This window comes from Mycobacterium sp., from assembly GCF_039583805.1.
In the GTDB taxonomy this organism is placed as follows: Bacteria; Actinomycetota; Actinomycetes; order Mycobacteriales; family Mycobacteriaceae; genus Mycobacterium.
Map to the genome: position 1 here is coordinate 1 of NZ_JAVKSH010000160.1, position 4,828 is coordinate 4,828.

The 4,828-nt window shown below is 71.0% G+C and carries 5 protein-coding genes and 2 pseudogenes; 2 read left to right on the forward strand and 5 right to left on the reverse strand.

The genetic code is table 11. The annotated features are described in order from the left end of the window. A pseudogene (locus ABDW21_RS16130) lies at positions 1-645 on the reverse strand (hypothetical protein); the annotation flags it as partial. Between the two features lie 95 nt (positions 646-740). On the opposite strand from ABDW21_RS16130, the gene ABDW21_RS16135 reads away from it, so the two are divergent. Together ABDW21_RS16135 and ABDW21_RS16140 are read left to right on the forward strand one after the other, a co-directional pair. After that, entirely contained in the window at positions 741-1,499 is a 759-nt protein-coding gene (locus ABDW21_RS16135; protein ID WP_343603180.1) for a hypothetical protein, read from the forward strand. A gap of 277 nt (positions 1,500-1,776) precedes the next feature. After that, positions 1,777-1,942, forward strand: a pseudogene (locus ABDW21_RS16140) (adenylosuccinate synthetase); the annotation flags it as partial. 32 nt (positions 1,943-1,974) lie between these two features. Here the strand turns inward: ABDW21_RS16140 and ABDW21_RS16145 are convergent. The 4 genes from ABDW21_RS16145 to ABDW21_RS16160 all read right to left on the reverse strand — a co-directional run bounded on the left by ABDW21_RS16145 (position 1,975) and on the right by ABDW21_RS16160 (position 4,729). Further along, positions 1,975-2,871 carry a cation diffusion facilitator family transporter gene (locus tag ABDW21_RS16145; protein ID WP_343710741.1) on the reverse strand — a complete coding sequence of 299 codons (897 nt, stop codon included), beginning with the start codon at positions 2,869-2,871 and terminating at the stop codon, positions 1,975-1,977. A 6-nt stretch (positions 2,872-2,877) separates the two neighbouring features. After that, positions 2,878-3,651: a site-2 protease family protein gene (locus ABDW21_RS16150; protein ID WP_343603183.1), complete on the reverse strand. Its 774-nt coding sequence runs from the start codon at positions 3,649-3,651 to the stop codon at positions 2,878-2,880. Positions 3,652-3,712: 61 nt separating this feature from the next. After that, positions 3,713-4,000 carry a hypothetical protein gene (locus tag ABDW21_RS16155; protein ID WP_343603185.1) on the reverse strand — a complete coding sequence of 96 codons (288 nt, stop codon included), beginning with the start codon at positions 3,998-4,000 and terminating at the stop codon, positions 3,713-3,715. Between the two features lie 126 nt (positions 4,001-4,126). Then, the gene (locus ABDW21_RS16160; RefSeq protein ID WP_343603186.1) at positions 4,127-4,729 is read right to left on the reverse strand and encodes a peptidase M50; all 603 of its coding nucleotides are present in this window, start codon (positions 4,727-4,729) and stop codon (positions 4,127-4,129) included. Between the last annotated feature and the right edge of the window lie 99 nt (positions 4,730-4,828).

Here is a 4,828-nt window from a genome sequence, read left to right on the forward strand (position 1 = left end):
GGCGTGCAGGGCGGTGCCGGCGGTAACGGCGGTGCCGGCGGCCAGGGTGGCTCCGGTGGTGCCGGCGGTGCCGGCGGTGGATCCCTGAACGGTGCCGTGGGGGCCGACGGCGTCGGCGGTCCCGGCGGCGAGGGTGGCGCCGGTGGCGCCAGCACGTCGCTGTCCGGCGATGGCGGCGTCGGCGGCGAGGGCGGAGTCGGTGGTGCCGGCGGTTCTGGTGGTGCCGGTGTCGACGGCGCAGCGGGTTTGGGTGGTCTGCTGAACGGGGACGGCGGCAACGCGGGCAGCGGCGGCTACGGCGGCACGGGTGGTGTCGGCGGTGCCGGTGGTGCGACCACGAATGGCACCGGTGGTGTCGGCGGCGGCGGCGGCGGCAACGGCGGGGCTGGGCGGTTCTCCGGCGGCACCGGCGGGGCCGGCGGCAACGGCGGCAACGGCGGCTCGGCCGGCAACGTCGGCAACGGGGGCAACGGCGGCGACGGCGGCGAAGGCGGGGCCGGCGCGGGCGGCAGGGCCGGCGGCGACGGCGGGGCCGGCGGGGCTGGCGGCAAGGCCCTCGGGACCGGTACCGACGGTGTGGCCGGCATGCAAGGTGCCCGCGGCAGCTGAGACCGGCTGCGGCAGGTCGAACACGGCTGCCAACACACCGCGCAATTAGTCTGTTGTCAGCCCGAGCTGGGGTACTCTCCGGGACGCGCGTCATTTTCGGTAGATACGTGGCGAACATGGAGGTAACCGCTATGGAGTTCAGCCTTCGCCTTCGTATCGGGGTTGTCGCCGTAGCGAGTGCCAGCGTCATCGCCGTCGCTTTGGGGGCGGCACCGCCGCTACAAGACATCCGGGTGCCGGTGGTAGAACTTGCGTCCTTCGCCGGGCCCCTTGAAGACCTGCCGAGCCCCTTCAGCGCGGTGATCAGCCCCGCGGGCGCAGACCCGGTTGCGGATGCGGCGGTGAGCCCCGGGCCGGACGGACTGCTGGACCCCAGCGGACCGCTGGCTTTTGACGCCGTGCTTGACCCCGGCGCCCCGCTGTCGAGCATCGATGACACGCTGACCAGCGTCATCACTGCCCTGGCGAACATTGCGATCCTCGCTGGTGTGGCGACGTTCGGCGGGTTGGCCACACCCTTTTCGCTTCTCGGCGGGGAGTTGACGTTCGTCGGCGCGGCGATAACGAGCCTCGGTGGGGTGTTCACCCCCATCGGTACGGCCGTTGGCGGTCTCGCGGAGCTGCCGGCAGGTATCGCAGAACTCATCGAAACGAGTGGCGCGACCATCACGCAGGATCTTGTGACGCCGATCTATGACTTCCTGCTCAAGCTGGTCTCGCCCGATTCCGGACTGGATTCTGGTGCAGCTTCGACGTTCAACGCGGACGGCGTGATTGGCCTGCCCGATTCGGCTCTGGCGGCCTCGCCGGCCGACCTCACCCAGGCGCTGGACGCCAGCGTCGTGCTGGACGTCAGCCGGCTGTTGCCCGACCTGCTGACACTCTTCTGAAGCTGCGAACGAAGCACCGCCGCAGGAAAGCGGAGCTGCTCGCACACCGTCGGGACTGGATCTGCGGCGCAGCCCCCGCAAGCAGGTGCGGGACCGTCGAGATTGCACCCAGGGTCGTGCACATGCACAGCCCTGGGTGCAATCTCGACGGCGCGGGTGCCCCCTCCGCCGCCAGCGGGGCCGCTCACAGCGGGTCAGACGCAGTCTGCATCGTCGCACGGCTAGTCTGAGTCACCGGCGCGACCACAATTAGCGGGAGACCGAGGCGGAGAAAGCCATGCCGGCAATAGTCCTGATCGGCGCCCAGTGGGGCGACGAGGGCAAAGGCAAAGCCACCGACCTGCTCGGCGCTGCACCTCATCCCGTCAGGCGTGCCGACGCCCAGTGTGACCAACGTGATCGGCAACGGCGTCGTGGTCGACCCCGGGGTGCTGCTCGACGACTGCGACCCCCCGCCCCGCGCTGAACTCGGGCTTTAGCGGCTCTCCGAACAGCCGGCACCGCCCGGGGTCTCGATCTGGACGGTGGCGTGGTCCAGCCCGTGAGCCGACAGCACCGCGCGAGCGTCCTGCAGCACCCGGGCGGAGTCACCGGCGCTGGTCAGGTGTGCCGTGCACATGTCCTGGCCGGGCGACAGCGTCCACACGTGCAGGTCGTGGACCGCGGTCACGCCGTCGACGGCGCCCAGTGCGAAGCGCAGCTCCGCCACGTCGATGTGGGTCGGCGACGATTCGGAGAGGATGCGCAACGCGTCACGCGCCAGGGACACAGCCCGTGGCAGCACCCACAGTGCGATCAGGACGGCGACCACCACGTCGGCGTAGGGCCAGTGCGTCGTCACGGTGACCACGCCGGCGATCAGCACGCCCAGGCTGCCGACGGTGTCGGCGACCACCTCCAGGTAGGCGCCCTTGACCGCCAGGCTGTCCTGCGAGTGCGAACGCAGCAGCAGCGCTGCCCCGACATTGGCAGCCAGCCCGGCCAGCGCCACCACGATCATCGGCACGCCGGGAACGGACGGTGCTTCCCGGAGCCGCTCGGCTGCCTCGTACAGGATGAACAGGGCCACCCCGATCAGCAACCCGGCGTTGGCCACCGCGGTGAAGACCTCGGCCCGATGCCAGCCGTAGGTGCGTGCGGGCGACGTGCTGCCCCGCCGGGCCAGCGTGACCGCGGCCAGCCCCATGAACACGGCGACCACATCGGTGAGCATGTGCCCGGCATCGGCCAGCAGCGCCATCGAGTCGGTCAGCATCGACGTGGTCAACTCCACGACGAAGAACGTCGCCAGGATCGCCGCGGCACAGATCATGCGCGGAATCATCCGAGATGAGCCGGCCCCGGCGGGGCTGTGATCATGGCCGGCGCCCATCGCGGGTCAGGCGGTCCAGAATCGGGTCAGCGCGTTGCCCGCGGCCGCCAGCGAATGCGGCACGCCGGACAGGTCGAAAAACCAGTACACGATCCCGAAGAGCCACTGGTTGAGTGGCGGAGCCAGGAACAGGAACAGCAGGAAAACGATGGCATATTGCTTGGCAGGCGCCACGGCGCGCTGCGTCTCCGGGCTCAGGTGCGGCTCCAGCGCGTCGTAGCCGTCCAGGCCGGGGATCGGCAGCAGGTTCAGCACCACCCCGGTGATCTGCAGGAATCCCAGGAACGCCACCCCCGCCCACAGCACGGCATGATCCGGGTCGAAAAACATCCGGGTCGACGCCAGCAGCAGCACCGCCAGCAGCAGGTTGGCCGTCGGCCCCGCGAGGCTGACCAGCGTGCGCCGGGCGGGCGTCATGGACGACGTTCGTACGTACACCGCCGCGCCGGGAAGGCCGATCCCGCCCAGCGCGATGAACAGCATCGGCAGGCCCAGCGACAGCATCGGGTGGCTGTAGCGGCGGGGGTCCAGCGTCAGGTAGCCCCGCACGGCGACGTCGTGGTCGCCGAACCGCCATGCGGTGACCGCGTGGCCGAACTCGTGCAGGCACAGCGACGCCACCCAGCCGGCGACCACGAAGACGAACACCCCGGCGTAGGCCAGCGGCGCGATGGTCGCCCCGGCCAGCCAGGCCAGCGCCCCGCCGAACGCGGTCAGCGCGAGGATCGCCAGAAAGACGGGGCTGGGCCGCACCGATTGGTGGGTGCCCCTGACGCTCACCGGGATGACGCTACCGGAGCGGCGCGGAGAACCCGTGTGTCGTCGACGGGCGCGACGGTGGTCAGGAGCCGGGGATGCCCGGTTGCGGCGGGGCAGTCGCCGCCGGGGCGGCCGCCGTCGGCGACTGCGAGTTGACGAAATCAATGCCTTGATTGATTTGGTCGATCGCTTGGCGGATGTACTGTGCCGCCTGCTCTTTGTGCCCGCCCCAGTCGTCTCCGGCTTGCTGCATGTCGTCGAGCGCCTGGTGCAAATCGTCGCGCGCGACCTCGATGTCTTGACGGTCCGCATGCGCCGCGCCGGCTCCGAGCACGCCAAAACCGATCGCGGCGAACGTTGCGGCACCCACTAACCGAAGCTTGGACGTCTGTGTCACGGGATTCCTAATCTGTGTGGCGGAAGACCTGCAGCCGAAGCGTAATCGCGGGCCGGCCCGCCCGGGCTGCGACGCGCTGGGTCGCTGCGGTCCGACTCGTCATCTGACCAGCAGCCAGCCTTCGGTGTGCCGGTAGAACGTCGACCGGCGCGCCGGCCGGGTCGCCGCCACGCCGTCCCGGATGACGACGGCGCCGGTGGTGCCCAGCTGCGCCGCCCGCCCGGACACCCACCGGCCTCGCACGCCCGGCACGCGGGCGCGCAGCCCGGGCATCGTCGCGGTCGGCTCGATGCGCACCGCGGCGGTGTCGCCGTCGAAGAGCACGGTGTCGTCGACGACCGCTTCCCCGCGCAGCAGCGACGACGGCGCCGGGGGCCGCCACTCGGCCGACCCGACGATCACCGACCCGGTGTCGTCGCGGATCAGCGGCACCCGCGCGGCCTGCCCGCGCCGCGCCCGTCGGGCCGCCCGCCATCCCGTCGGCAGCCGGTGGACCCGAGTGGCCGGCGACCGGCGCGGCGACACGAATGCCAGTTCGACGTCGAGCCGGTCGGTGCGCAGCAGCCGCGTCAGCACCGCCGCCAGGTCGGCGTCAGACCCGACTACCACCAGCCGACGGTAGGCTCCGATCGCTGAGTCGATGTCGGCCGGCGGCAGTCCTCGGAACAGACGCGGCAACCGTCGGTCACCGAACAGCAGAATGGCCGTGTTCACGACGCTCCTTGCACACCGTCGGGACTGGATCTGCGGCGCAGCCCCCGCAAGCAGGTGCGGGACCGTCGAGATTGCACCCAGGGTCGT